The organism is Micromonospora sp. NPDC048843, assembly GCF_040649965.1.
In the GTDB taxonomy this organism is placed as follows: domain Bacteria; phylum Actinomycetota; class Actinomycetes; order Mycobacteriales; family Micromonosporaceae; genus Micromonospora; species Micromonospora hortensis.
Window position 1 is genome coordinate 1 of the sequence record NZ_JBEZGJ010000112.1, and the last position, 24,679, is coordinate 24,679.

At 71.7% G+C, this 24,679-nt stretch carries 20 protein-coding genes; 13 read left to right on the plus strand and 7 right to left on the minus strand.

Annotation, left to right across the window (positions count from 1 at the left end):
* Window positions 1–106: 106 nt before the first annotated feature.
* Window positions 107–610 (minus strand): hypothetical protein, encoded by a 504-nt coding sequence (locus tag AB0C20_RS23785; protein WP_357189901.1) that lies wholly within the window; start codon window positions 608–610, stop codon window positions 107–109.
* Window positions 611–749: 139 nt separating this feature from the next.
* Between AB0C20_RS23785 and AB0C20_RS23790 the strand changes: the two genes are divergently transcribed.
* The 8 genes from AB0C20_RS23790 (at window position 750) to valS (ending at window position 11,973) form a co-directional block, all read left to right on the plus strand.
* Window positions 750–1,259 (plus strand): SigE family RNA polymerase sigma factor, encoded by a 510-nt coding sequence (locus AB0C20_RS23790; RefSeq protein ID WP_091406289.1) that lies wholly within the window; start codon window positions 750–752, stop codon window positions 1,257–1,259.
* Window positions 1,256–1,765 (plus strand): hypothetical protein, encoded by a 510-nt coding sequence (locus AB0C20_RS23795; protein WP_357568761.1) that lies wholly within the window; start codon window positions 1,256–1,258, stop codon window positions 1,763–1,765. Before AB0C20_RS23790 ends, AB0C20_RS23795 begins: the two co-directional genes overlap by 4 nt.
* Before the next feature lie 197 nt (window positions 1,766–1,962).
* Entirely contained in the window at window positions 1,963–3,405 is a 1,443-nt protein-coding gene (locus tag AB0C20_RS23800; RefSeq protein WP_357568762.1) for an FAD-dependent oxidoreductase, read from the plus strand.
* Window positions 3,406–3,492: 87 nt separating this feature from the next.
* Window positions 3,493–4,986 carry an AlkA N-terminal domain-containing protein gene (locus tag AB0C20_RS23805; RefSeq protein WP_357568763.1) on the plus strand — a complete coding sequence of 498 codons (1,494 nt, stop codon included), beginning with the start codon at window positions 3,493–3,495 and terminating at the stop codon, window positions 4,984–4,986.
* Window positions 4,983–5,492 carry a methylated-DNA--[protein]-cysteine S-methyltransferase gene (locus AB0C20_RS23810; protein ID WP_357189893.1) on the plus strand — a complete coding sequence of 170 codons (510 nt, stop codon included), beginning with the start codon at window positions 4,983–4,985 and terminating at the stop codon, window positions 5,490–5,492. The genes AB0C20_RS23805 and AB0C20_RS23810 overlap by 4 nt, the downstream gene beginning before the upstream one ends.
* 37 nt (window positions 5,493–5,529) lie before the next feature.
* Window positions 5,530–7,386, plus strand: coding sequence for an ABC transporter ATP-binding protein (locus AB0C20_RS23815; RefSeq protein ID WP_357189891.1), 1,857 nt, complete (start codon window positions 5,530–5,532; stop codon window positions 7,384–7,386).
* Window positions 7,383–9,263: an ABC transporter ATP-binding protein gene (locus tag AB0C20_RS23820; RefSeq protein ID WP_357189889.1), complete on the plus strand. Its 1,881-nt coding sequence runs from the start codon at window positions 7,383–7,385 to the stop codon at window positions 9,261–9,263. Before AB0C20_RS23815 ends, AB0C20_RS23820 begins: the two co-directional genes overlap by 4 nt.
* Before the next feature lie 91 nt (window positions 9,264–9,354).
* The gene (gene valS, locus AB0C20_RS23825; protein WP_357568764.1) at window positions 9,355–11,973 is read left to right on the plus strand and encodes a valine--tRNA ligase; all 2,619 of its coding nucleotides are present in this window, start codon (window positions 9,355–9,357) and stop codon (window positions 11,971–11,973) included.
* Between the two features lie 44 nt (window positions 11,974–12,017).
* Here valS and AB0C20_RS23830 read toward each other — a convergent pair whose 3' ends face one another.
* The 5 genes from AB0C20_RS23830 to AB0C20_RS23850 form a co-directional block, all read right to left on the minus strand.
* A complete protein-coding gene (locus AB0C20_RS23830; protein WP_124822273.1) occupies window positions 12,018–12,662 on the minus strand; it encodes a hypothetical protein in 645 nt (214 codons plus the stop codon).
* Between the two features lie 93 nt (window positions 12,663–12,755).
* Window positions 12,756–13,466, minus strand: a complete 711-nt coding sequence (locus AB0C20_RS23835; protein ID WP_357568765.1) for an ABC transporter permease subunit — start codon at window positions 13,464–13,466, stop codon at window positions 12,756–12,758.
* A gap of 1 nt (window position 13,467) precedes the next feature.
* Window positions 13,468–14,379, minus strand: a complete 912-nt coding sequence (locus AB0C20_RS23840) for an ABC transporter ATP-binding protein (RefSeq protein WP_091406310.1) — start codon at window positions 14,377–14,379, stop codon at window positions 13,468–13,470.
* Window positions 14,379–15,284, minus strand: coding sequence for an ABC transporter permease (locus AB0C20_RS23845; RefSeq protein ID WP_357189882.1), 906 nt, complete (start codon window positions 15,282–15,284; stop codon window positions 14,379–14,381). The genes AB0C20_RS23840 and AB0C20_RS23845 overlap by 1 nt, the downstream gene beginning before the upstream one ends.
* Complete coding sequence (locus AB0C20_RS23850) at window positions 15,277–16,191, minus strand: ABC transporter ATP-binding protein (protein ID WP_196919718.1); 915 nt, start codon at window positions 16,189–16,191, stop codon at window positions 15,277–15,279. The genes AB0C20_RS23845 and AB0C20_RS23850 overlap by 8 nt, the downstream gene beginning before the upstream one ends.
* Before the next feature lie 238 nt (window positions 16,192–16,429).
* Between AB0C20_RS23850 and AB0C20_RS23855 the strand changes: the two genes are divergently transcribed.
* From AB0C20_RS23855 to galT, 4 genes are all read left to right on the plus strand, one after another.
* Complete coding sequence (locus AB0C20_RS23855; protein WP_357568766.1) at window positions 16,430–17,944, plus strand: glycosyltransferase family 2 protein; 1,515 nt, start codon at window positions 16,430–16,432, stop codon at window positions 17,942–17,944.
* 88 nt (window positions 17,945–18,032) lie between these two features.
* The gene (gene cysC, locus AB0C20_RS23860; protein ID WP_357189878.1) at window positions 18,033–19,562 is read left to right on the plus strand and encodes an adenylyl-sulfate kinase; all 1,530 of its coding nucleotides are present in this window, start codon (window positions 18,033–18,035) and stop codon (window positions 19,560–19,562) included.
* A 112-nt stretch (window positions 19,563–19,674) separates the two neighbouring features.
* Entirely contained in the window at window positions 19,675–20,499 is an 825-nt protein-coding gene (locus tag AB0C20_RS23865; RefSeq protein WP_357189876.1) for a DeoR/GlpR family DNA-binding transcription regulator, read from the plus strand.
* Window positions 20,496–21,572, plus strand: coding sequence for a galactose-1-phosphate uridylyltransferase (gene galT / locus AB0C20_RS23870; RefSeq protein WP_357189874.1), 1,077 nt, complete (start codon window positions 20,496–20,498; stop codon window positions 21,570–21,572). The genes AB0C20_RS23865 and galT overlap by 4 nt, the downstream gene beginning before the upstream one ends.
* 779 nt (window positions 21,573–22,351) lie before the next feature.
* Here the strand turns inward: galT and AB0C20_RS23875 are convergent.
* Entirely contained in the window at window positions 22,352–23,569 is a 1,218-nt protein-coding gene (locus AB0C20_RS23875) for an NADP-dependent isocitrate dehydrogenase (protein ID WP_124773753.1), read from the minus strand.
* A gap of 137 nt (window positions 23,570–23,706) precedes the next feature.
* Between AB0C20_RS23875 and AB0C20_RS23880 the strand changes: the two genes are divergently transcribed.
* Window positions 23,707–24,522, plus strand: a complete 816-nt coding sequence (locus AB0C20_RS23880; RefSeq protein WP_357568768.1) for an MBL fold metallo-hydrolase — start codon at window positions 23,707–23,709, stop codon at window positions 24,520–24,522.
* The last annotated feature ends 157 nt before the right edge of the window (window positions 24,523–24,679 follow it).

Sequence of the window (24,679 nt, forward strand, 5' to 3'; positions counted from 1 at the left end):
AGGCGGTAAGGAGCCTTTGGTTGCGCTGGCCTTGCAACTGGGAGCAGATTGGGTGCAGGTTGGCGAAGAGGTCTCCGCGCCCGAAGTGCTCCCGCCAACATCATGATCAACCGGACTGGTCGGGCCGCCGTTGGCGGGGCACCTCGACCTCGGGCCAATGGCCCAGGGCCCGACGGTCGGCCGGGGGCAGTTGCCCGGCGGCGGCGCGGGGCAGTGTGAATCGGTCGGCCGCGGCCGGCCCGGCCGAGACCGACTCGCGCAGCATCCAACGCACCTCGTCGGCCGTCCAACCCAGCCCCTGCCGCGCGGCGATCTCGCGGATCAACCGCCGGCCGACGCTCGTGTCGTCGTCGTAGAAGCGCATGCACCAGTGGTGCGTCCACATCCCGAGCGCCCGCAGGCCCGCGTCGTCGAGGGAGCCGGCCAACCGGCCGCAGGCCGTGTCGGGGAAGCTCTGCTCGGGGTCGCCCGCCCGGTCCCGTTCGATGGCGCCCACGGCGGCCGGCGCGACGGCCCGCATCCGGCGGTAGAAGGACTGCGCCACCGCACGGGGCAGCGGCGGGAACGCACCCGGTGTCGACGCCGCCGCCCAACCCGCCACGCTCGTCATCCGCCGCACCCCTTCTTCAGTTGGTGGCCGGACGCTACCCGGCACGACCGACACTTTCGGGCCGAAAAACCCCACCGATCGTGGATAGCGACGGTGACCTGGGGCGTCTGTATCTGTGACAACGAAACGGGGGTGGTGGGTGGACGAGGACGAGCGCGCGCGGCTGGCCGAGTTCGTCGGCAGCCGGACTCCGGCGCTGATGCGGGTCGCGTACCTGCTGACCGGTGACCGCAACGCCGCCGAGGACCTGTTCCAGTCGGCGTTGGCGCGGACCATCCCGAAGTGGGGAACCATTCGGCACGCCGATCCCGAGGGCTATCTGCGGGTGGTGATGTACCGCGAGCAGATCAGCTGGTGGCGGCGACTTCGCCGGTGGCGGGAGACACCGCTCAACCCGGCCGACGAACCGGTCGGCGGCGACCCGAGCGGCGGCACCGACGTGCGGTTGGCGATGCGGGCGGCGCTGCGTCACCTGCCACCGACACAGCGGGCGGTGGTGGTCCTCCGCTACTACGAGGACCTGCCCGAAGCCCGGGTGGCCGAGTTGCTGGGCTGCTCGGTGGGGACCGTACGTAGCCGTACCCATCGAGCGGTGAAGCGACTGCGTGACCTGCTGCCGGACGTCGACAGGCTGGAGGTACGGCGATGACCGAACCCTTCGAGCACCTCATCCGCTCCACCCTCACCGACCTGGCCGAGGAGGCACCGATCGTGCATGACCAGTTGAGCCGAGCGGAACGGCTGGTGCGCAACAGACGTCGCGCCACAGTGACGGTGGGGGCGGTGAGCACCCTGGCGGCGATCCTGATCGCCACCCCGATCGCCCTGGCCGCGACCGGCTCGGACGAGCCTCCCCCGGCCGTGCCCAGCCCGGCTGGCCCGGCGGCCGTGCCCAGCCCACCCGTGCCCACCCCGTCCGAGCCCACCACGGTGCCGACTGTCGTACCGAGCCCCGGGGGCGCGCCCGGGGACCCGTCGATCACGCCGGGCCCGCCCGGCGTACCGGGCCGGCCGACTGTCAAGCCAAGCCCGACGACTCCGCCGGGTCCACCCGGTGTGCCGGGCCGACCGACGATCTCACCAACCCCGACGACTCCGCCGGGCCCGCCCGGTGTGCCGGGCCGGCCGACTGTCATGCCGAGCCCGGCGCGTTGAGCGGAACCGCCCCGGCCTGACCGGTCCACCCAGGAGATTCCGGTCACCTTCGCGCGGCGCTCCCCGTACCGGCGAGCGTCGCGCGTCGCAGCGGCCGGCGGGCACCGGTCCGCCGAATTTGTCGAGGCCGACATGCCCGCTCATTCTTGGGCCATGACCGATCCCGGACACCCGAGGTGCGAGCTGCGGGGCCAACGATGAGCACCGCCATGGCCCGGGTGCCCGACTCCCTCCGGGGGCAGATCGTCACCCCCGGCGACCGCCGGTACGCGCAACTGCGCTCGACGTACACCAGGTCGGCGTCCCCGGCTGCGGTCCTGCTGCCGAAGACCACCGCGCAGGTGGTCGACGCGCTGCGCTACGCGCGGGAGCAGCGGCTGCCGATCGCGGTCCGCAGCGGCGGGCACGGCCTGTCCGGAACCTCGTCAAACAACGGTGGGGTGGTCATCGACCTCTCCATGCTCAACCGGGTTCAGGTGATCGACGAGCGGGCCGGGCTGGTCCGGGTCGAGGCCGGCGCGCGCTGGGCGAACGTGGCGAAGGCGCTGGCCCCGTACGGGCTGGTGATCAGCTCGGGTGACTACGGCGGTGTCGGCGTCGGCGGCCTGGCCACCGGCGGTGGTGTCGGCTGGCTGGTCCGCGCCCACGGCCTCACCATCGACCGGGTCCGCGCCGTCGAGGTGGTGCTGGCGGACGGGACGCTGGTACGCGCTGACGCCGACCACGAGCCGGAGCTGTTCTGGCTGGTCCGTGGCGCCGGGGCCGGCGCGGGCATCGTGGTGGCCTTCGAGATCGAGGCGGCCGAACAGCGCAACGTCGGTGTCGCGCAGCTGGTCATCGAGGCACATCCGGACGGTCGCACCGTCCGGGAGTGGACGAGCTACCTCGCGCAGGCGCCACGGGAACTGTCCGCGGCCGCCGTGATGTTCGCGGAGGGTCGATCGGTCCTCATGTCCGTCACCGCCGTGGTCGCCGCCGAGAGCCTGCGCCGGGCCCGACCGGCTGTGGAACCGCTGCTCGCCATCGGCAAGGTGCTCGAACACCGGACCGACCTGCTGCCCTACCCGACACTGGTGCCGACAGCGCACCTCAACCCCAACGTCGGGCAGCAGCGTGGCACGACCACGAACGGTCTGTTCACAGCGCTGGACGACACCGGGGCGCGGGCCGTGACGCGAGCGGTGACCGGGCCGGGGCGGGCGGTGATCCAGCTCCGCTCGTTGGGTGGGGCTGTCAACGACGTCGCCTCCGACGCGACCGCGTACCCGCATCGCCACCAGGACACGCTGATCGTGGCCTCGGTGTTCCCGCCGCAGGCCGATGCCGCGTTGAACGCCGCCTGGCGGGCCGCCGGGGCACGCGCCGACGGCGCGTACGTCAACTTCGAGAGTCGGCCGGACCCCGCGGCGTTCGCCCGGATCTACCCGGGCGAGACCGGGGCACGGGTCCGGCGGCTGTGGAAGCGGTACGACCCGGACGGTGTGTTCCGATCGGCCCTGCTGACCGGCCAGGGCAACCGCGCCGGTCAGGGCAACCACGCTGGTCAGGCCAACCGGTCCACCGGTGCCGGCCAGGCCGACCGAACCGGTCAGGGCTCCCGCGCCGGCCGGTCCGGTCAGCCGCACCGACGACGCCGCTGACCCGGGGCGGGTGCCCGCGCCGGCCACGCACACCCAGGTCCGATTCCCGCCAGCCGATGACCGGTCGAGCGGGGCATCATCTGTGACATGGAGATGGACTTCGAGCGGTGTTACCGGGCCGTGGACAGCCGTGACCAGCGGTTCGACGGCTGGTTCTACACCGGCGTGACGTCCACCGGGATCTACTGCCGACCGTCCTGCCCGGCGATCACACCGAAGCGGCAGAACGTCCGGTTCTTCCCGTCCGCCGCCGCCGCGCAGGGCGCCGGGCTGCGTGCCTGCCGCCGCTGCCGGCCGGACGCCGCGCCCGGCTCACCGCTCTGGGACGTCCGCGCGGACGTGGTCGGTCGGGCGATGCGGCTCATCGCCGACGGGGTGGTCGACCGGGACGGCGTACCGGGGTTGGCCTCCCGGCTGGGCTACACCGAGCGGCACCTGCACCGGATGCTGAGCGCCGAGATGGGTGCCGGGCCGCTCGCGCTGGCCCGGGCCCAACGCGCCCAGACCGCCCGGATCCTGATCGAGACGACCGACCTGGCGATGGCCGAGATCGCGTTCGCCGCCGGCTTCGGCAGCGTGCGGCAGTTCAACGACACGCTTCGCGAGGTGTACGCGAGCGCCCCGTCCGACCTGCGCACGGCCCGTGGTCGCCAGCAGGCGCCGACCGGGGCGGGGACCATCGCGCTCCGGCTGGCGTACCGCCCGCCGCTGCACTCCCGGGCGCTGCTGGACTTCCTCGCCGTGCGGGCGTTGCCCGGCGTGGAGGCGGTCCGCGACGGGACGTACCACAGGGGTCTGCGGTTGCCGCACGGCACCGGCCAGGTGGCGCTGACCCCGGTGGACGGGCACGTGGCGGCGACGCTGCGGCTCGCCGACCTGCGCGACCTGGCGCCGGCGGTGGCCCGCTGCCGCCGGTTGCTCGACCTGGACGCAGACCCGGCGGCCATCGACGCCACGCTGGCCGCCGACCCGGCGCTGGCCCCGGCGGTCGTCGCCGAACCCGGCATCCGCGTCCCCCGCGCCGTCGACGGCTTCGAACAGGCCGTCCGCGCCATCATCGGCCAACAGGTCTCGGTCACGTCCGCGAGAACAACCCTCACCCGCCTCCTGACCGCCCACGCTCGCGTTGATCATGAAGTTATTGCCACTGACGACGGCGTGCCTGGACGACAACTTCATGATCAACGGGGTGAGCCGGGGGATCTGCGGGGGTTCTTGGGGGCGGAGGAGCTTTTGGGGCTGCCGGACTCGGGGTTCGGGATGCCGGTGGGGCGGCGGGAGGCTCTGCGGGGGTTGGCTCGTGCCGTCGTGGACGGAACCGTCGACCTCGCGGCTGGGGCGGATCGGGAGGAGGCCGTTCGGCGACTGCTCGCGCTGCCCGGCATCGGCCCGTGGACCGCCAACTACCTGGCCATGCGCGCCTTCGGCGACCCCGACATCCTGCTCAGCTCCGACCTCGCGGTCCGGCGCGGCGCCGCCGCGCTCGGCCTGCCCGACACCCCACCAACCCTCGACAGGTACGCCGAGCGCTGGCGGCCCTGGCGGTCCTACGCCACGATCAGACTCTGGAGAGCGGCATGAACATCGACAGCACCGTACTGAGCACACCCGCCGGCCCACTGAGCATCCTCGCCGGCCCTGACGGTGACGTACGGGCGGCCGGCTTCACAGCGGACCCGGCGGTGCTGCTGCCCCTGGTCCACCCGGCCCTGCGGGCACCGCTACGGGAGCGGGCCGACCTCGGTCCGGTCAGTGCGGCGGTCCACTCCTACCTGGACGGTGACCTCGCCGCCATCGACACAGTGCCGGTGCGTCAACGCACCGGTGGAGAGTTCATGGCGCACGCCTGGCAGGTGCTGCGCGAGGTCCCACCGGGCACCCCGGTCACCTACACCGGGTACGCCGCGCTGGCCGGTCGACCACCGGCGGTCCGAGCCGCAGCGGCAGCCTGCGCCCGGAACGCGGCAGCCCTCTTCGTGCCCTGCCACCGGGTTCTTCGCACCGACGGCACACTCGGTGGCTACCGCTGGGGGCTGGAAGTGAAGAAGTGGCTTCTCGGTCATGAGCGACGCTTGACAACAAGCTGACAGGAGCATCGACACTCATTGACGCTACCGTCTGGTAGTGCCTGTGGAGAGCGACGGCGACCCGGCCGCCCGGGCCGCCGCGGGCACCCACCCCGTGCACAACCTCTGGCGGCTGCGCCCCTACCTGCGCCCGTACGCCGCCGAGTTCGCCTGGCTGCTCGTCGCGGGCCTCGCCGGCACCGCGGCCGGGATCGCCGTACCCCTGGTCGTTCAGCGGGTAGTGGACGGGCCGGTGGCCCGACACGAACCGGCCGGGCTGCTCCAGCTCGGCGGCCTGGCGCTGCTGCTCGGCGTCGTCGAGGCGGTGCTCATCTTCATCCGCCGGTGGGTGCAGTCGTCCTCGGCGGTGGGCATGGAGGCGGCGCTGCGCGCCGACGTCTACGCCCACCTGCAACGGTTGCCGACCAGCTTCCACGACCGCTGGCAGTCCGGCCAGTTGCTCTCCCGGATCACCAGCGACCTGTCGGTGATCCGCCGGTTCCTCTCCTTCGGCGTGTTCTTCCTGCTGCTCAACCTGACCACGTACGTGGTAGTGGTGGTGCTGCTGATCAACCTGCACCCGGCGCTCGGGGTGCTGGTAGCGGCCAGCGCGGTGCCACTGCTGCTGATCAGTCGCCGGTTCGGCCGGCACTACCACGCCGCGTCCCGCCGAATGCAGGATCAGCAGGGCGACGTGGCAACGCTTGTCGAGGAGACCGCGCAGGGCCTGCGCACCATGAAGGCGTACGGGCGGGGGCCCGAGCTGGCCGCTCGCTTCGCCGGTGCGGCCCGGCGCCTGCACGACACGGGCGTCGGCAAGGGGCGGCTGCTGGCGAACACCTCGGCGCTGCTGGACCTGGTGCCCAACGTGACACTGGGCGTGGTGCTGGCGGCGGGGGCGGCCGCCGCCGCGCAGGGCGCGCTCACCATCGGCGAGCTGGTCGCTTTCGTCAGCCTCCAACTGATGCTCATCTGGCCGGTGCAGTCGCTGGGTTGGATCATCGCCAACGGTCAGGAGGCGGCCACCGCCGCCGACCGGATCCAGGAGGTGCTGGACACTCCACCTCAGATCGTTGACTCTCCCGGAGCGGTCGCGCTGTCACGCGGCGCGGTGCACGGTCGGCTGCGCTTCGAGCAGGTCGCGTTCAGCTACCCGGGTGCCAGCACAGCGGTGCTGCACGAGATCGACCTGAGCGTCGAGCCGGGCGAGACGCTGGCCCTGGTCGGCGCCACCGCCTCCGGCAAGAGCACGCTGCTCTCCCTGGTGCCCCGACTGCACGACGTGACCACCGGCCGGATCACCCTGGACGGGCACGACCTGCGCGAGCTGCGGCTGGCCTCGCTGCGTCGGCTGGTCGGCGTGGCGTTCGAGGAGCCGACGCTCTTCTCCATGTCGGTGCGGGAAAACCTCACACTGGGTCGCCCGGACGCCGGCGACGACGAGATCCGCGCGGCCCTCGCGCTGGCCCAGGCCGACTTCGCGTACGACCTGCCCTGGGGGTTGGCGACCCGCGTGGGCGAGCAGGGGCTGTCCCTCTCCGGCGGGCAACGGCAACGGCTCGCGTTGGCGCGGGCAGTGCTCGGCAGACCGGCGGTGCTCGTGCTGGACGACCCGCTCTCCGCTCTCGACGTGCACACCGAGGCCCTTGTCGAAGCGGCGCTGCGGCGGGTCCTGCGCGACAGCACCGCCCTGCTGGTGGTGCACCGGCCGTCGACGATCGCGCTGGCCGACCGGGTCGCCCTGCTGGAGGACGGACGGATCACCGCGACCGGCCGGCACTCCGACCTGCTGGCCACCGTTCCGGCGTACCGGGCGCTGCTCGCCGCCGAGCCGCCCGCCGGGCATCCACCACCGGCGGGGGCCAGCGGCCCGAGTTCGTCCCCTTCGGACGGGTGGGGGCTGGTGCACTCGTGAGGGTGCCGGAGCAGGCCGACCCACCTCCCGAGGAGGAGCCCGAGCTCACCCGCTGGCGCGGAACCGCCACCGACCCGGAGGCCGACCGGAGTCGAGCCGAGGACACCAGCCCCGAGGCGGTGGCCCGGCTACGCCGGCTCAGCCGCACCCTGCTGGGCGACCTGCTCCGCCCGCACCGGAGGCGTCTCGCCGCGGCGGTCGCCCTGCTGCTGGCCCAGAACGCCGCCGCGATGTCCGGCCCGTACCTGGTCATGATCGGGATCGACCGGGCCATCCCTCCGTTGCGTGCCGGCGACGCCGGCCCGCTGGTCACCGTCGCCGGGGCGTTCGCGGTGGCCGCGGTGACCGAGTACGCGGCCCGCCGCGGCTTCCTCACCCTCTCCGCCCGGATCGGCCAGGCCGTCCTGCTCGACCTGCGGCAGCGGGTGTTCGGGCATTTCCTGCGGCTGTCGGTGGGCTTCCACGAGCGGTACACGTCCGGCCGGATGGTCTCCCGGCTCACCAGTGACCTGGACTCGATCGCCGAGCTGGTCGACGGTGGGATCGACAGCCTGGTGCTGGCCGGGCTCTCCATCCTGTCGGTGGCCGCCATCCTGCTCTGGCTGGACCTGCCGCTGGCGGCCGTGACGCTGTTCGCCTTCCCCTTCCTGTTCTGGCTCTCCCGCTGGTTCGCCCGGTCGTCGGCCAGCGCGTACCGACGAACCCGGGACGCGGTCGCGCTGGTCATCGTGCACTTCGTCGAGTCGATGCGGGGCATCCGGGCGGTGCAGGCGTTCCGCCGGGAGCCGCGCAACCAACGGATCTTCGTGGCGCTCGGCGACGACTACCGGCGGAGCAGCCTGCACGCGTTTCGGCTGATCGCCACGTACTCGCCCGCGATCAAGCTGATCGGCAACGTCACAGTGGCTGTGGTGCTCTGCTACGGCGGCTGGCGGGTGCTCGGCGGGCAGACCGAGATCGGTGTGCTCGCCGCGTTCCTTCTCTACCTGCGCCGTTTCTTCGAGCCGATGCAGGAGCTGAGCCAGTTCTACAACTCGTTGCAGTCGGCCACCGCCGCGTTGGAGAAACTGGCCGGGGTGCTCGACGAACGACCGGGCGTCGCCGAACCCGCCCGGCCCACACCGCTGCCGACAGGTCCCGGCCGTGGTGAGTTGATCTTCCGTGCGGTCGGCTTCGGCTACCGGGCCGACACCCCGATTCTCCGCCGGCTGGAATTGACAGTGCCGGCCGGGCAGACAGTGGCGCTGATCGGCCCCACCGGGGCGGGCAAGTCGACGATCGCGAAGCTGGTGGCCCGGTTCCACGACCCCGACACCGGCACGGTCCGGCTGGACGGGGTCGACCTACGCGACCTACGCGACGCCGACCTGCGCCGCGCGGTCGTGCTGGTAACGCAGGAGAACCACCTGTTCAGCGGGACCGTCGCGGAGAACATCCGGTTCGGTTGCCCGGGGGCCGACGACGCCGCCGTCCAGGCCGCCGCGCGGGCGATCGGCGCGCACGACTTCATCGCCGCACTGCCCGAGGGGTACGCCACCCAGGTGCACCGGCGCGGCGGCCGGCTCTCCGCCGGGCAGCGGCAGCTGGTCGCGTTCGCCCGCGCGTTCCTGGCCGACCCGACAGTGCTCATCCTGGACGAGGCGACGTCGTCGCTGGACGTGCCGACGGAACGTCTGGTGCAGCGGGCACTCGGCACCATCCTGCGTGACCGCACCGCACTGGTGATCGCCCATCGGCTCTCCACTGTGGAGACGGCCGACCGGGTGCTCGTCCTCGACGGCGGAACTGTCGTCGAGGACGGACCGCCGGCCGTACTTGCCGAGGCCGACGGCCGGTACGCCGCCCTGCACCGCCAGTGGCGTGACTCGCTGATCTAGCCTTGCCGCCCCGCCGCGGCCACGACCGCCGGCCGGTGTGTTCGGCCGCAACTACGTCGCCCCGCACCCGGTAGGTGCCTACGATCGCAGCATGACCGATACGGCGAGGACGGCCCGCGCCGGCGTTCCCGAGCGTCCGACAGTGGACGGGCTCGAGGAGGGCTGGGCACGCCGCTGGCAGGAGGAAGGCACGTACGCGTTCGACCGCTCGAAGCAGCGCAGCGACGTGTTCTCGATCGACACCCCGCCGCCGACGGTATCGGGCGAGTTGCACATGGGGCACGTCTTCTCGTACACGCACACCGACACCACGGCGCGGTACCAGCGGATGCGCGGCAAGGCCGTCTTCTACCCGATGGGCTGGGACGACAACGGCCTGCCCACCGAGCGTCGGGCGCAGAACGTGTACGGGGTGCGCTGCGATCCGGCGCTGCCGTACGACCCGGTGTGGCGGCCGCCAGCGGCTCCGGTCGACGACGCGGCCCGCCGCGACCCCACCCCAATCTCCCGGCGCAACTTCATCGAGCTGTGCGAACGGCTGACTGTCACCGACGAGCAGGCCTTCGAGGCGCTGTGGCGACGGCTCGGGCTGTCGGTGGACTGGTCGCTGACGTACACGACCATTGGCCGGATCGCCCGGACCACCAGCCAACGGGCGTTCGTCCGCAACCTGCGCCGCGGCGAGGCGTACCAGTCGGAGGCGCCGACCCTCTGGGATGTCGGCTTCGCCACCGCCGTCGCCCAGGCGGAGTTGGAGGACCGGGAGCGCCCCGGCGCCTACCACCGGCTGCGGTTCACAGCGGCCGACGGGCGGGAGGTGCTCATCGACACCACCCGGCCCGAGCTGCTACCGGCCTGTGTGGCGCTGGTCTGCCACCCCGACGACGAGCGGTACGCCGACCTGGTGGGCGCCACAGTGCGCAGCCCGCTGTTCGACGTCGAGGTGCCCGTGTACGCCCATCCCCTCGCCGAACCCGGCAAGGGCACCGGTGTCGCTATGGTCTGCACGTTCGGTGACCTGACCGACGTGACCTGGTGGCGTGAGCTGGGGCTGGACACCCGGGTGGTGATCGGCCGGGACGGTCGGTTGCTCCCCGAGCCGCCGCACGGGGTGCCGACCCAGCCGTACGCGGCGCTGGCCGGGCAGACAGTCAACGGCGCCCGCCGGGAGATCGTCGGAATGCTGGCCGACACCGGTGACCTGATCGGCGAGCCGCGCCCGATCACCCACCCGGTCAAGTTCTACGAACGCGGCGACCGGCCACTGGAGATCGTCTCGACTCGACAGTGGTATCTGCGCAACGGCGGCCGGGACGAGGCGCTGCGAGCCACGCTGCTGGGCAGGGGCGAGCAGTTGCACTGGGTGCCGGCGCACATGAAGCACCGCTACGACAACTGGGTGGGCGGCCTCAACGGGGACTGGCTGGTCAGTCGTCAACGCTTCTTCGGCGTGCCGGTGCCGCTGTGGTACCGGCTCGACGACACTGGCGAGCCGGACTGGTCCCACCCTCTCACGCCGGACGAGTCCGCGCTGCCGGTCGACCCATCCAGCGATCCGGCGCCCGGCTACGACGAGTCGCAACGCGGCCGACCGGGCGGTTTCATCGGCGACCCGGACGTGCTGGACACCTGGGCCACGTCCTCGGTGACCCCGCAGATCGTCGGTGGCTGGGAGACCGACCCGGACCTGTTCGCCCGGGTCTTCCCGATGGACCTCCGCCCACAGGGGCAGGAGATCATCCGGACCTGGCTCTTCGACAGCGTGGTCCGCTCGCACTTCGAGCACGGGGTGCTGCCCTGGCGGGACACAGTGCTCTCGGGCTGGATCCTCGACCCGGACCACAAGAAGATGGCCAAGTCCAAGGGGAACGTGGTCACCCCGCTGGCCCTGTTGGAGCAGCACGGGTCCGACGCTGTCCGCTACTGGGCGGCCAGCGGCAAGCCCGGTATGGACCTGGCCTTCGACCCGGCGCAGATCAAGGTCGGCCGGCGACTGGCCACCAAACTGCTCAACGCGTCCAAGTTCGCGCTCGGGCTGGGCGCCGCGGACGCGCTGCGCGCCCCGTACGACAACTCCAGCTCGGCGCGTCCGACGCCGCGCCGCGACCTGGAGCTGTTGGCCACCACACCACTGGACCGGGCCATGCTCGCCGAACTGGCCACCGTGGTCACCGCCGCGGGCACCGCCTTCGACTCGTACGACCACACGGCGGCGTTGCAGGTGACCGAGGCGTTCTTCTGGCGGTTCTGCGACGACTACATCGAGCTGGTCAAGGAGCGGGCCTACGGCACCGGCGCGGCGGCGGACTCCGCACGGGCGGCGCTGGCCTCTGCGCTGTCGGTGCAGCTGCGGTTGTTCGCCCCGGTGCTGCCGTACGTGACCGAGGAGGTCTGGTCGTGGTGGCGGTACGGCTCGGTGCACCAGGCGCCGTGGCCCACCACCCACGAGGTGGCCCGGACGATCGAGGGCTCGGGTGAGCCGGCGCTGCTGCGGCTCGCCGGTGACGCGTTGAGCCAGGTGCGACGGGCCAAGTCGGAGCGGAAGCTGTCGATGAAGGCGGAGGTGCCGTTGGCGGAGGCGCTCGGCCCCGCGGCACTGCTGGAGCAGCTCACGCTGGTCGCCGACGACCTACGGGCGGCGGGCCGGATCGGCAAACTCGACCTGCTCCCGGACCGTACCCCGGAGTTGGTCATCGCCTGCGCCTTCTGACAGGGGTCCGCCGCCGCCCGCTCGGGCGGCGGCGGACCGGCGGGTCACCAGCCGCGCAGGAAGCGCAGCCCGAGCAGGAACGCGATCACGGAGGGCCCCACCAGCAGGGTGATCGCCTGGAGGCGGTACGGCATCCGGTGCCGGGTCAACTCGCCCGCGTTGCCCAGCACGATGGCCCCGGCCAACATCAGGAAGGCGCCCCACCAACCGGTCTCCAGGTGGATCAGCTCCACCCGGATCAGTTGCAGGGTCAGGCCGAGCAGCGCGCCGGTCAACGCGAGCAGCGCCACCGCCCGGTGCAGGCCCCGGGCCAGCGGGTGGGCGGCGCGCCAGCCGTAGGTGCCAGCCACCGCCAGGCAGGGCAGCACCACCATGAGCGGCCAACCTCGCCCCATCACGCCGAACATCAGCAGCGCGCCGACAGCGAAGACCATCGTGCCGACGCAGGCGAGCATGTACCCGGCGAAGGCCCGGCCGCCGCCGCGAGCCAGCAACGGCCCACCGCTGGCCGCGATCAACGCGGCCGGGATCAGGATGAACACCGCCCACCAGTGGAACTGGCCGCTGCCCTGAGCCGCCGTCGCGACAGTGGCACAGGCCAGCCCGGCGACGGCCAGGCTGGTCAGCCACGGCCGGCTGCTCCGGGAGTATGGCTCAGCCAACGACGTCCGCTCCGCTTCGACGCTCACGCCCACCAGCCTGGCCCGAGGTGGCCCGACCGGTCCATCCGGCCAGCCCTACCGCCGCGCGGGGGCTGGCCGGAACAGCGGCTCGCACAGTTGTCAGCTCGTCTCGCCAGCCACGCTGAACGAGCGCAGGCGGTCGATGGCGAGCACCGTGAAGCCGACGCTGACCAGCGCCGTCATCACCGACGCCACAGGCACCGACACGCTGGTCTCCAACAGCCCGGTGGGGGCGATCCGGTCGGCGAGGGCGATCACGTACTGCTGGATGGAGAGCACCTTGGTGCCGCTGACGAAGTTGCCCAGCAGCCCTTCCCAGATCAGCGCGTAGACCAGCCCGAGCAGCACCGGCCGCCTGGTGACCAGGCTGAGCGCCAGGAACAACGCCGAGTACGCCAGCGCGCCGAGCGCCGCCGCGACCGCCAGCGCCAGTCCGAGGCGTACCGAATCGGCGAGCACGCCCGCGACGTAGAGCGGCACCGCCACCGTGACGGCGGTGACCCCGGAGGCCACCGCGAGCTTCGGCAGCACGATCTGCCAACGCGGCAGCGGCTTGGTCAGGATGTGCACCACTGTGCCGTCGTCGATCTCGGCGCCCAGCACGCCCGTGCCGATGATCAGCGCGACCACCGGCAGCACCACGGCCAGCCCGAGGCCGACAAGCACCGGCGGCCCCCACTGGCCCGGGTCCACCCCCAGCGACCGGCAGAGCACGGCCAGCCCGAGCAGCACCAACGGCAGCGGCAGCAGCAGCAGGAACCGACGCCGGCCGAACAACCCGCGCGCGGTGATCCAGGTAACTGTCGACATGTCAGGCCTCCACCAGGTAGGAGAAGACGCTCTCCAGGGACTCGTCGGACGGCACCAGCTGGCGTACCCGGATGCCCTTGTTCAGCGCGATCCGGGGCAGCGCCCGGGTGAACGCGCCGTAGTCACCGGCCCGCACGGTCAGGCCGGTCGGGTCCAGCTCGACCCCACTCACCGACGCCTCGGCGATGAGCGCGACGGCCAGCGCCCGGTCGTCGGTGGAACGCACCGCGAAGACGTGCGGGCGGTTGGTCATCAACCGGCGGATGGTCCGGAAGTCGCCGGAGGCGGCCAAGCGGCCGGCCACCATCACCTGCACCGTCCCGGAGACCTGTTCGACCTCCTCCAGGATGTGCGAGCTGAACAGGATCGTCCGGCCAGCGTCACCCAGGGTGTGCAGCAGCTGCATCATGTGCAGCCGCTGGCGCGGGTCCATGCCGTTGAACGGCTCGTCGAGCAGCAGCACCTGCGGGTCGTGCACCAGCGCGGCGGCCACCCGGGCACGCTGGCGCATGCCCTTGGAGTACGTGCCGATCCGGCGGTCCTGCGCCGACTCCAGCTCCACCAGATCGATCGCCCGCCGGGCCGCGGCCGCCGGATCGGGCAGCCGGTGCAGCTTCGCGCTGGCCAGCACGAACTCGTAGGCGGTGAGGAAACCCTGCACCGCCTCCCGCTCGCTGACCAGCCCCAGCCGCCGGTAGACGTCGGGGTTGCGCCAGGTCGGCTCGTCGTCGAGGGTGACGGTGCCGCGCGACGGGGCGAGGAACCCGGCCATCATGTGCAGCAGCGTGGTCTTGCCGGCGCCGTTCGGGCCGAGCAGCCCGGTCACGCCCGGGCCGAGGGCCATGCTGATGTCGTTGACAGCGACCACGTTGCCGTACCACCGGGACACCCCGGTCAGGCTCAGCGTGCTCATCAGGAGGCGACCTTCCGGTAGCGGGCCAGCAGGAGGGCGGTCGCGCCGGCGACCAGCAGCACCGCGGCCAGGGCGTAGACCGGGCCGAACCCGCCGATCATCATCTCGCCCGGATCGCCCTCGACCAGCAGGTCACCCAGCGACCAGATGCCCACCCCCTGCACAAGAGTGGAGGGTGAGGCGAGCCCGGCCAGCTCGTTGGCGGCGCGCGACGGCAGGATGCTCAGCACGCCCACGATCGGGGTGGTCATCAGGAAGACCGCGACCACGCCGCCGGCGGCGAAGGCGCGCTTACCGGTCATTGACGCGACCAGCAGGCCGATCGAGGCGAAGACCACAGCCCACAGCCCGGCGTAGAGCAGCCCGGGCAGCAGGTCGAGCAGCTCGTTCCACACCCCGCGCATGCCCTGCTTGGTGGTGAACGCGGCACCCAGGAACATCAGTAGCTGCGGCCCGCCGAGCAGCAGCCAGAGCGCGGTGACCAGTGCCAGCAGCTTGGCCAACGCGTAGTCGGTGCGCGGCAGCGGCCGGGAGAAGTACAGCGGCAGCACACCGCTGCGCAGATCCCGGGAGACCAGTTCCGGGGCGACGACCGCGACGAAGAAGATGACCAGCCAGCTCATCGCATCGGCGAACTGGGCGTACGTGGCAACCGGCTCGCCGATCTGGCTGCGTATCGCGGCCAGGGCCACCGCGACCAGGCTGACGATGCCGACCACCAGCCACGGGAAGATCTTGGCCTTGGCGCTGCGCCCGAAACCGAACGCGGTGCGCAGACCGTGCAGGTACAGCGCGCCGAAGACCTGCCGGCGGCCGAGCCTCGGGCCCTCGTAGCGTTGGTAGCCGATGTCGTGGATGACGCCGGTCGGCGTGGGGCGCACGGCGGCGGTGGACGGCTCAGGCATGAGTGAGCTCCCTCGTGGCGAAGAGTTCGGCCACCCGGTGCCGGCGCTGGTCCAGTCGGTGCAGTGGCAGGTCCAGTTCGGCGACCGCACCGAGGATCAGGTCGTAGGTGCCGTCGTCGGCGAGCGGCACGAGGAGCAGTCGCCCGTCCCGGGCGACAGGCAGTTTCAGCTCGGCGAGTCGGGCGGCGAGTTCCTCGGTGCCCTCGCTGACCTCCACGGCGAGCACGTCGGTGGCCGAGGTCATCGCGGAGATGTTGTCGGCGCGCAGCAGTTTGCCGCCGTCGATGGCGATCAGCGTGTCGCAGATCCGCTCCACCTCGCCGAGCAGGTGCGAACAGACCAGCACGGAGATGCCGAACTCGGTGCCGATCCGGTGTACCAGGGCCAGCATGGCGTCGCGGCCGGCCGGGTCCAGGCCGTTTGTTGGTTCGTCCAGCAACAGCAGGTCGGGGTCGTGCACCAGCGCCTGGGCCAGCTTGACGCGCTGCTTCATGCCGGTCGAGTAGCCACCGACCGGGCGATAGCGCTCCTCGTAGAGCCCCACGTGCCGCAGCGCCTCCGAGGCACGCTCGCGGGCCGCGGTGCGGGGAAGGCCGCTCATCCGACCAAGGTGGGTGACCAGTTCGGCGGCGGACAGGTCCGGTGGGAGGCAGTCGTGTTCCGGCATGTAGCCGACGCGGTTGCGGACAGCCGCCGGGTCTGCGGTCGGGTCGATGCCGAGCACCGAGACCTGACCGCTGGTTGGTGCGATCAGGCCGAGCAGAATCTTGATCAACGTGGATTTGCCGGCGCCGTTCGCGCCCACCAGGCCGATGATCCCGGGCTCGACGGCGACGGTGAGGTCGGCCAACGCGGTGACCCGACCTCCGTACGTCTTGGTGAGCGACTGGGTCGCGATCAGTGTCACGGGCCCAGCGTAGGGAGTCGATGCCCAGCAGGGACACCGGCACGCCCCCGGCACTCCCCTGATCCTTTCCCGGCCGGACCCCTAAGGTCCCCGCTGAGGCTCTCGCGACGTTTGCGCCGGTCCCGCGTTCGACCCGACCCCGCCTTGGGAAAGACCCGTCCAAGGTGACACCATTCACCTCCCGTTCACCAGGCATCGACCGGCCCGGTGATCGACCGACGACGCGGGAGGGATCCTGATGGCCGAGGTGGGCGTCCCCAAGGTGAGCGTCGTGGTGCCGGCGTACAACTGCGGCCGGCACATCGAGAAGCTCGCTGCCTCGCTGCTGCGCCAGTCACTGCCCGCCGACGAGTTCGAAGCCATCTTCGTCGACGACGGCTCGACCGACGACACCGCGAAGCGGCTGGACCGGCTGGCCGCCGAGCATCCACACATCAGGGTGCTGCACATCGAGAACTCCGGCTGGCCGTCGCGTCCGCGCAACCTCGGCGTCGACCACGCTCGCGGCGAGTACGTCTTCTTCGCCGACGACGACGACTGGTTCGCCGACGAGGCACTGGAGCGGCTCTACGCCTGCGCGAAGGCGAACGACGCCGACATCGTGGTGGGGAAGATGGCCGGGTACGGACGCCCTGTGCCGCGGGAGCTGTTCCGCAAGAACCGCTTCAACGCCACCCTGGCGAACGCGCCGCTGATCGACAGCCTGACCTGTCACAAGCTGTTCCGGCGCGCGTTCCTCAACGAGCACGGTCTGCGGTTTCCGGAGGGCGGAAAGCGTCGGCTGGAGGACCACGCGATGGTCGCGCGGGCCTACTTCCTGTCCGGACACACCTCGGTGCTGTCCGACTACATCTGCTACCACCACGTCCAGAGGACCGACGCGCGCAACGTCACCGCGGGCCCGCTGGAGCCGTCGAGCTACTACCGGGCCGTGCGGGAGGCGCTGGACATCGTCGACGCGCACACCGAGCCCGGTCCGCTGCGGGACCGGTTGCACCGACGCTGGCTGCGCAACGAGATGCTCAGCCGACTGCGCGGCAAGCGGCTGCTGGAGGCCCCCGAGGCGTGGCTGGAGGAGGTCGCGCTGGAAATCCAGAAGATCATCCAGGACCGCTTCGCCAGTGGCGTCGCCGCCGGATTGCCGCCCCTGCTGCGGGCCGTGGCATACCTGGCGGAGCGGGGCCGCGTCGCGGACCTGCGCAAGCTGGCCCACTGGGAGGCTGGCATCGCCGCGCACGGCACGATCGACGAACTCCAGCACGCGGACCACGCCGTCACGGTGACCCTCGCCGCCGAGCTGCGCTCGGAGAACCGGCCTGTCGGCTTCCGCGCCGACGATGGCCGCGACGTGCTGGTGCTCCCGATGGACGAGATCGCCCCCGAGGTGCTCGACGCCACCGCGCAGGTGCGCAAGGCCCGCCTGGACCTGGTGGCCCGCCACCGGGAGACCGGCGCCGAGATCTTTCTTCCGAACACCTTCCAGACCGAGCGGATCACCGGTACGACCGGAGCGGACACCGTCCACCTGGTGCACCGGGCCACCGCCACGATCGACTTCGCCGCCCTCAACGGCGGCCGGACCAGGGGCAGTTGGCAGCTCAAGGCCCGGATCACCAACGTGGGCTGGACCGAGGACGCACGACTGCCGCTGGTGTTCATCTGCCGGGCCGACGGCTCGCGACCCCGGATCCGCGACGAGCGGAAGGTGTGGAACCGGGTGCGGTCGGCGGTAGGCCGGCGGATCAAGCGCTGATCCGCCGACGGGGGTCTTGGAGTGGCGCCCTCGACCGATGGGCGGTCGGCTGCGAAACTGTGTGCCGGTCAGCGAGTGGGGGGTGTGGATGAGCAACGGCTGGGTGCTGCCCGACGAGGTGCTACGGGACGCACCGGCGTACACGCCACGTCCCGGTGAGCTCGCGGATCTGGAGCTGCTGCTGACCGGCGCGTACGCCCCTCTGACCGGTTTCATGACCCGCGCCGACCTGGTGTCGGTCAGCCGACGCGCCCGGCTGGCCGACGGCACACCGTGGCAGGTCGCTGTCGTCCTCCAGGTGCCGGCCGCCCTGGCGCAGAGCTTCGATCCGCGCGACCCGGCCCGCCGGGCGCTCGTGCTGACCGACGGGGAGGGCGCCCCGGCTGCCGCCCTGGACGTGGCCGACGTCTGGCCGGTCCGCGAGGGCGTGGCGGGAGTGGGCGGCCAGGTTCGGCGGCTGGGCGACGGCGGGCACGGTCCGTTCCAGCGACTGCGGCGTAACCCGGAGGAGGTTCGCGCGCTGCTGCCCCCGGGCCGGGTGCTCGGGGTGATCGCCGATCGGCCGCTGCATCGTCCACAGCTCGCCCAGATCGCCCACGCCGCCCGCACCCTGGCCGCTCATCTGCTCGTGATGATCCCGGTCGGCGAGGGCGGCGCAGACGGGCTCCCGCCGGAGGCGCTGGTCCGTACGATCTTCGCCGCGCGGGACCGGATGCCACCCGCCACCCTGGTCGCGGTGCCGCTGTCACACCGACGCGAGGAGATCAGCGACGCGTTGCTGCGCGCCCGGGTCTCGGCCGCGTACGGGGTCACCCACCTGCTCTCCACCGGGGAGATGCTCTCCGGTGCCGGGCTGCGGGTGCTGGTGCCGCGCGAACTCGCCTACGACAACCGAGACGGGCAGTGGCGTTGGCGGGAGGACATCCCACCGCGCAACCGCCGGCTCGCGCTGACCCAACCGGAGATCGACGACCTGCTCGACCGGGGCTTCCCGCTACCGGAGTGGCACACCCCGCCCGCTGTGGCACGGGAGTTGGCCCGGGCTCGGCCGCCGCGTCGGCAGCGAGGGCTGGTGGTCTTCCTGACCGGCCTCTCCGGCTCCGGCAAGTCGACGATCGCCCGAGGGCTGGCGGACGCGTTGCGGGAGAGTGGCGACCGCACTGTGACCCTGCTCGACGGGGACGTGGTGCGTCGGGAACTCTCCGCCGGGCTGGGCTTCAGCAAGACCGACCGGGATCTCAACGTCCGGCGGATCGGCTGGGTGGCCGCCGAGATCGCCCGGCACCGTGGGGTGGGTATCTGCTGTCCGATCGCTCCGTACGCGGCGGCCCGGGCCACCGCCCGGGAGATGGCTCTCGCCGCCGGGTCGGGTTTCGTGCTGGTGCACGTGGCCACCCCGTTGGAGGTGTGCGAGCGGCGGGACCGCAAGGGCCTGTACGCGCGAGCGCGAGCCGGCCTGCTCACCGGCATGACCGGCATCGACGACCCGTACGAGGAGCCGACCGACGCCGATCTGGTGCTCGACACCACCGACCTGAGCGTGGCGGACGCGGTGCAGGCAGTGCTGCACCATCTGACCGAGACCGGCTGGGTCGAGCTGAAGATCGCCACCGCCTGAGGCGTCGCCGTACCCGTTCCTTCCACAGCTGAGCGGCACGCGCTAGTGTTCATCTTTGTTGGAACACGTTTGACCGCGTGAGGGTACGTGGACGCCCCGGGAGGCACGGCGGATGCTCGCTCAGCAGCGGCAGGCGGCCATCCTGGAGCGGGTCCGCTCGACCGGCGGCGTCCGGGTCAGCGAGTTGGCAGGCGAGTTCGGCGTGTCCGACATGACCATCCGGCGTGACCTCGATGCGCTACACGAGCGCGGCCTGCTGGCCAAGGTGCACGGCGGCGCCACCACGACCGGGCCAAGCTCGACCGACGAGCCGGGCTTCCGCGCCAAGTCGGTCCGCCAACTCCCCGAGAAGGCCGCCATCGCCGACCGCGCGGCCCAGCTGGTCCGGCCGGGAGCAGCTGTCGCGCTCTCCGCCGGCACCACCACCGCCGAGCTGGCCCGCCGGCTGGTTGACGTGCCCGAGCTGACCGTGGTGACAAACTCGCTGCCGGTGGCCGAGATCATGCACGCCGGTGGCCGCCCGGACCAGACGGTGGTGCTCACCGGCGGCGTACGCACGCCGTCGGACGCGCTGGTCGGCCCGCTCGCGGTCGGGGCTGTCCGGTCACTCCACCTGGATCTGCTCTTCCTGGGCGTCCACGGCATCACCGAGCGGGCCGGCTTCACCACCCCGAACCTCATGGAGGCGGAGACCGATCGGGCGCTCGTGGCGGCGGCGGACCAGCTGGTGGTGCTCGCCGACCACACCAAGTGGGGCACTGTCGGCATCTCCTCGATCGTCGGGTTGGCGGCGGCCCACGTACTGGTCAGCGACGACCGGTTGCCTCCACCCGCACGGCGGGTACTCGGCGAACAGGTGGGCGAACTGATCATGGTCAAGGCGACAGGGGCGGGCCGCGTGACGCGCACGCCGACAACTGAGGGGACGGCGCCGTGAAGCGCACCGCGATCGACCTGGCCGACGGCCGGGAGCTGATCTACTTCGACGAGCGCGACGACGCGGTCCGTGACCAGCCGGACCGCCGGGACCTGCCGCCACCTCCCCCCGCGTCGCAGCTGCGCTACGACCCGTTGACCGACGAGTGGGTGGCGGTCGCCGTGCACCGGCAGACCCGCACCTTCCTCCCGCCGGCGAACGAGTGCCCTCTCGATCCGTCGGTCGGCGACCGGCTGACCGAGATCCCCGCACCCGACTACGACGTGGTGGTCTTCGAGAACCGGTTCCCGTCGCTGAGCGGTCGGGTAGCCGAGGAGCCCGGGGAGATCACCCCGTTCACACCGGTCCGACCGGGCCTCGGCCGGTGCGAGGTGGTCTGCTTCACGTCGGATCACAACGCCTCCTTCGCCAGCCTGCCCCCGCGCCGGGTCCGCACCGTGCTGGACGCTCTCGCCGACCGCACCGAGGTGCTCGGCGCGCTGCCCGGCGTCGAGCAGATCTTCTGCTTCGAGAATCGGGGCGTGGAAATCGGTGTCACGCTGCACCATCCGCACGGCCAGATCTACGCGTACCCCTTCGTTACGCCGCGCACCCGCGCGCTGCTGGCCGCGGCGCGGCGGCACGCCGAGCGGACCGGCGGGGGCAACCTGTACGCGGACGTGCTGGCCGCCGAGCGCGCCACCGGTGACCGGGTGGTCACCGAGAACGAACACTGGACGGCGTTCGTCCCGGCGGCTGCCCGCTGGCCGTTCGAGGTGCACGTCGCGCCGCACCGCGTGGTGCCCGACATCCCGGCGCTCAGCGACAGCGAGCGGGACTCCTTCGGGCCGCTCTACCTGGATCTGCTGCGCCGCTTCGACGGCCTGTTCGACATGCCGATGCCGTACATCTCGGCCTGGCACCAGGCTCCCGTGCGGGTCGACCGCGAGCTGGGCCACCTGCACCTACAGCTGTTCAGCATCCGGCGGGCCACTGACAAGCTGAAGTACCTGGCGGGCTCCGAGTCCGGGATGGGCGTCTTCATCAACGACATCGCCCCGGAACGCGCCGCCGACCTGCTGCGTGCCGCCTGAACGCCCCCGGCCGCCAACCTCGTCCCGCTCCGGGCTCCGAGCTCGCGGGCGTTGGGGCTCGCGGGCGTTCGGGCTCGCGGGCGTTCGGGCTCGCGGGGCGTTCGGCACGGCCGTGAGCGCGGCCCGACCTCGCACCACATACGGCAGGAAGCGTGATGTCGGTGAGTCATCGTGATGACTCACAGACATCACGCTCTCTGGAGTGCCCGCCGGCCGGCACCGTCGTGCTCTGCCACCAAACCTGGCCTCGGGGAACGGTCTCGGCGGTCGAGGCCAATCCCCGCTCGGCCGCCGCGGGGGACACGGGCCATGGCGGCGTCGCGCACTGCCAAGACGGCATCAGCCCTGCTGTGCGCGTGCCCTGAGCTTGGCGTGGCACGCTCGCGCGTGGCATGAGCGCGGCGCGGCTTGCGCGTGGCATGAGCTTGGCGTGGCACGGCTCGCGCGTGGCACGGCTCGCGCGTGGCACGGCTCGGACGTGGCCAGAGCTTGGCGCGGCCTGAGCTTGGTGGGAAACAGGGCGCGGGGGGCCCGGGACAGGGCCCCCCGCAGGGAAGGGACGGCTGGCTGTGCACGGCACAGCCGGGAAGGCTGGCTGATCGGCGCACGGGTGCCGCGGGTCGACCGTGGTCAACCTTCCTGGACGCGACTGGCATCTCGTCCATCCTGGTCAACGAGGCGCGCCGGCCGCAGTGACGCCGATCGGCGCGGCGGCGCCGGACACGCCGAAGCCCGCCGGCAGGAATGCCGGCGGGCTCCGATGACGCGGTACGCCTGGATCAGGCAGCGATCTTGCGGGCAAGGTTCTCGTCGAGCGCGTTCATGAACTCGTCGGTGGTCAGCCACGGGGCGTCGCGCGAGATGAGCAGCGCGAGGTCCTTGGTCATCTGGCCACCCTCGACGGTGTCGACGATGACCTGCTCCAGGGTGTTGGCGAACTCAGTGACCGCCGGGGTGCCGTCCAGCTTGCCCCGGTGGGCCAGGCCCCGGGTCCAGGCGTAGATCGACGCGATCGGGTTGGTCGAGGTCTTCTCGCCCTTCTGGTACTGCCGGTAGTGCCGGGTGACGGTGCCGTGCGCGGCCTCGGCCTCGACGGTCCGGCCGTCCGGGGAGAGCAGGACGGAGGTCATCAGACCCAGCGAGCCGAAGCCCTGCGCGACGGTGTCGGACTGCACGTCACCGTCGTAGTTCTTGCAGGCCCAGACGTAGCCGCCCTCCCACTTGAGCGCGGCGGCGACCATGTCGTCGATGAGCCGGTGCTCGTAGGTGATGCCGGCAGCGGCGAACTCGGCCTTGAACTCGGTCTCGAACACCTCGGCGAAGATGTCCTTGAACCGGCCGTCGTACGCCTTGAGGATGGTGTTCTTGGTGGACAGGTAGACCGGGTAGTTGCGGTCCAGTCCGTACCGGAACGACGCCCGGGCGAAGTCCCGGATCGACTCGTCGTAGTTGTACATACCCATGGCGATGCCGCCGCCGGGGAAGTTGGCGACCTCCATCTCCATCGGCGCGCCGCCGTCGGCCGGGGTGTAGGTGATGGTCACCGTGCCCGGGCCGGGGACGACGAAGTCGGTGGCCTTGTACTGGTCACCGTGGGCGTGCCGGCCGATGATGATCGGCTTGGTCCAGCCGGGGACCAGCCGCGGCACGTTGGACATGATGATCGGCTCACGGAAGACGACGCCGCCGAGGATGTTGCGGATGGTGCCGTTCGGCGACCGCCACATCTTCTTCAGGCCGAACTCCTCGACCCGGGCCTCGTCCGGGGTGATGGTCGCGCACTTGACGCCGACGCCGTGCTCCTTGATGGCGTTGGCGGCGTCGATCGTGACCTGGTCGTCGGTCTCGTCACGGTGCTGGATCGACAGGTCGTAGTAGTGCAGGTCGACGTCGAGGTAGGGCAGGATCAGCTGCTCCCGGATCTGCTTCCAGATGATCCGGGTCATCTCGTCGCCGTCGAGTTCTACGACCGGGTTGTTTACCTTGATCTTCGCCATCGGCCGGCGCTCCTCTCGGGGGACACGTGCTCAAGCAGTACGAGCGTACTGCAATTGGGCCGGCAGCCCCCAGCCGGCCTCGACCGGCCGGCGGAACCGGGCTGCGCGGAACAGGAATGCCCTGGAATCATCGTCCGATGCCACTGAACCGCACCCTCGGGTCTATCACGGTCACCGCACTCACCGACGGTGAGGGTGCCTTCTTCCAGCCCCGCGCGGAGGCGTTTCCGCAGGCCACAGCGGCGAAGTGGGCGGAGGCCGACAGGCGCGACCCCGGCTCGGTGACCGCCGACGGGCAGTGGTGGCTACCGTTCCGCAGCTTCGCGATACGCGCTGGCGACGGGCCGGTCACGCTGGTCGACGCCGGGATCGGCCCAGCCGACGCACCCGCCGCGAGCTGGGCGCCCGTGCCAGGGCGGATGCCCGCCGAGTTGGCCGCCGCGGGCATCGACCCCGCCGATGTCGACACCGTCGTCCTGACCCACCTGCACAGCGACCACATCGGCTGGGCGGTCACCGGCACCTCGGGGCAGCCGTACTTCCCGAACGCGAACTACCTGGTGCAGCGCGCCGAAATCGACGCGGCGGAGACGCTCAACCCCGGGCTGCCGGCCGGCCTCATCGCGCCCCTGCGCGCCGCCGGCCAGCTCCGGGTGGTCGACGGCGAGAGCACCCTCACCCCAGCGGTACGTCTGCTACCCACCCCGGGCCACACGCCCGGTCACCAGTCGGTGCTCCTGACCTCGGCCGACGAGCGGATGCTGCTCACCGGGGACCTGCTGGTGCACATGGTGCAACTCGTCGACCCCGACCTGGCGTACGCCCACGAGGAAGACCCGGAACAAGCCCGCACCTCCCGGCTGACCGCCCTGCGCACCCACTCCCCCACCGTCCTGGCCACCCCCCACCTCGGCACCCCCTTCGTCCCCCACCCGCACCAACACCCCTGTTGATCATGAAGTTATTGCCTCGACTCGTCGATGAGACTGGCAATAGCTTCATGATCAACGCGGGCTTGAGGGCGGGGATGGCGAAGGGCGCGCCGGCGCCCCCGGCGCCGAGGCCGTCGCGTGGAAGTTCGATCCGGCCCCGTTCGTCGACGACGGCCAG

Bases quoted from the DNA above. Each gene is read 5' to 3' on its own strand.
- AB0C20_RS23785 (WP_357189901.1), bottom strand. From the start codon at position 610: ATGACGAGCGTGGCGGGTTGGGCGGCGGCGTCGACACCGGGTGCGTTC.
- AB0C20_RS23795 (WP_357568761.1), top strand. From the start codon at position 1,256: ATGACCGAACCCTTCGAGCACCTCATCCGCTCCACCCTCACCGACCTG.
- AB0C20_RS23800 (WP_357568762.1), top strand. From the start codon at position 1,963: ATGAGCACCGCCATGGCCCGGGTGCCCGACTCCCTCCGGGGGCAGATC.
- AB0C20_RS23805 (WP_357568763.1), top strand. From the start codon at position 3,493: ATGGAGATGGACTTCGAGCGGTGTTACCGGGCCGTGGACAGCCGTGAC.
- AB0C20_RS23810 (WP_357189893.1), top strand. From the start codon at position 4,983: ATGAACATCGACAGCACCGTACTGAGCACACCCGCCGGCCCACTGAGC.
- valS (WP_357568764.1), top strand. From the start codon at position 9,355: ATGACCGATACGGCGAGGACGGCCCGCGCCGGCGTTCCCGAGCGTCCG.
- AB0C20_RS23835 (WP_357568765.1), bottom strand. From the start codon at position 13,466: ATGTCGACAGTTACCTGGATCACCGCGCGCGGGTTGTTCGGCCGGCGT.
- AB0C20_RS23840 (WP_091406310.1), bottom strand. From the start codon at position 14,379: ATGAGCACGCTGAGCCTGACCGGGGTGTCCCGGTGGTACGGCAACGTG.
- AB0C20_RS23845 (WP_357189882.1), bottom strand. From the start codon at position 15,284: ATGCCTGAGCCGTCCACCGCCGCCGTGCGCCCCACGCCGACCGGCGTC.
- AB0C20_RS23855 (WP_357568766.1), top strand. From the start codon at position 16,430: ATGGCCGAGGTGGGCGTCCCCAAGGTGAGCGTCGTGGTGCCGGCGTAC.
- cysC (WP_357189878.1), top strand. From the start codon at position 18,033: ATGAGCAACGGCTGGGTGCTGCCCGACGAGGTGCTACGGGACGCACCG.
- AB0C20_RS23865 (WP_357189876.1), top strand. From the start codon at position 19,675: ATGCTCGCTCAGCAGCGGCAGGCGGCCATCCTGGAGCGGGTCCGCTCG.
- AB0C20_RS23875 (WP_124773753.1), bottom strand. From the start codon at position 23,569: ATGGCGAAGATCAAGGTAAACAACCCGGTCGTAGAACTCGACGGCGAC.
- AB0C20_RS23880 (WP_357568768.1), top strand. From the start codon at position 23,707: ATGCCACTGAACCGCACCCTCGGGTCTATCACGGTCACCGCACTCACC.